The organism is Microcoleus sp. K1-B1, from assembly GCF_036704705.1.
In the GTDB taxonomy this organism is placed as follows: domain Bacteria; phylum Cyanobacteriota; class Cyanobacteriia; order Cyanobacteriales; family Microcoleaceae; genus Microcoleus.
In genome coordinates, this window is sequence record NZ_JAUBSH010000203.1 from 1 (window position 1) to 1,354 (window position 1,354).

The 1,354-nt window shown below is 43.8% G+C and carries 1 pseudogene; it reads right to left on the reverse strand.

From position 1 onward, the window contains the following. Positions 1-254: 254 nt before the first annotated feature. Positions 255-1,124, reverse strand: a pseudogene (gene tnpC / locus QUA83_RS30415) (IS66 family transposase); the annotation flags it as partial. Positions 1,125-1,354: the final 230 nt, after the last annotated feature.

A 1,354-nucleotide genomic window follows, 5' to 3' on the forward strand; every position in this document is an offset into this window, starting at 1 on the left:
CCACTGATGGAAAATTGCTGTCTTTTAATCAGTGCCAACGAATCTTATCAAATGGCAGAAAAAGATTTGGAAAATTTGTAAGCGTTCAGGGGGTATAAAGAAGACGAAAAACCACCCCCAAAATCAAAAAATAAAATTAGGCAGCAGTCAACAAGTCAGAATCATCAGAACAATTATTAGCGTCAGGAAGCAAAGAAGGAGTGGCTGTACCACCACGATTCGCAACAACAGCCTGAGTCATAAACTCCAAAACATTACGCTTTTGAGACTTCAGGGTTGTCACCAAGCGTCAGCATCCGAGCTACAAAAACACTACCAGCTTGAGTTTGAGAACCAAAACTGGTACGTCGCCATATCACGGCAGGACGAATAGCGCGTTCGGCAGCATTATTAGTGGGTTCGACACCAGCAGTCGTAACAAACAACCACATTGCCAGCTCAACTTTGAGCAGTTGACGACAAGTGCGAACTGTTTTTGCTAAGGGAGTTTTTTCCCGCGATGTGATTTGGTATTTGTCCGCTTCGAGTAAAGTGGCTGTAATGGATGAGCGAATCGGCTGAACCAACTCACCAAAATCACCACGAGATAAAGTACCATCTCTGACTCGATGCCAAAGTTCAAACAACTTTTCTTGTTGTTTGACCAGTGCAGTTCCCAATTCTGCCGAAATTCCAGGACGTTCCGATATTTTGATAAATTCCCGTCGCAGATGCGCCCAACACAATTGACGACGTTCCAAGTCTACCCAGTTGTAAGCACCGTGCCGGTCAGAGTTCAAAATTTCCCTGAAGTTTTCACCCAATAAATTCTTTGCCTCTTGAGTACAACGGGTGAGGGCGATTTCAAAAAATGTGACTAGGGGGGTGACCGCAACCCATAACCAAGCTTTTCTTTGTTCAGGATTACTACCATCAATATTTCCTTGATTGAAGCTGGTTTCATCGGCTCCGACGACGTTGGCATTTTGAATATAATCTTTGGCTTCATCTACACAGATTGCCACGGCGTTACTTGCTTCGAGTCGCAGTCTGTTGACTGTTCCCAATGATATTGAAATCCCAAATACTTGTTGCATGGCACTTTGTACCATTCTTTGACTGTGGCGGTACACTCCACTCAATACTGCTACTAGGGCGTCGGTTCAGTATTAGGAGTTGACAAAAAAAGGACTTTATGAAATTAGCCAGTGCATGAGTTCGACTCTATGCCTGGTGTAATTGGCCGAACCTTATCCATTCGAGCAATGACATGAAGATTATGGACGACAGCGACTCGCCGTATCCGCTCAATAAATAGGGGTAACAGCAAAAAAGAAGGTTCACAAATACGAAGAGCATGATAGAATATAAAGCA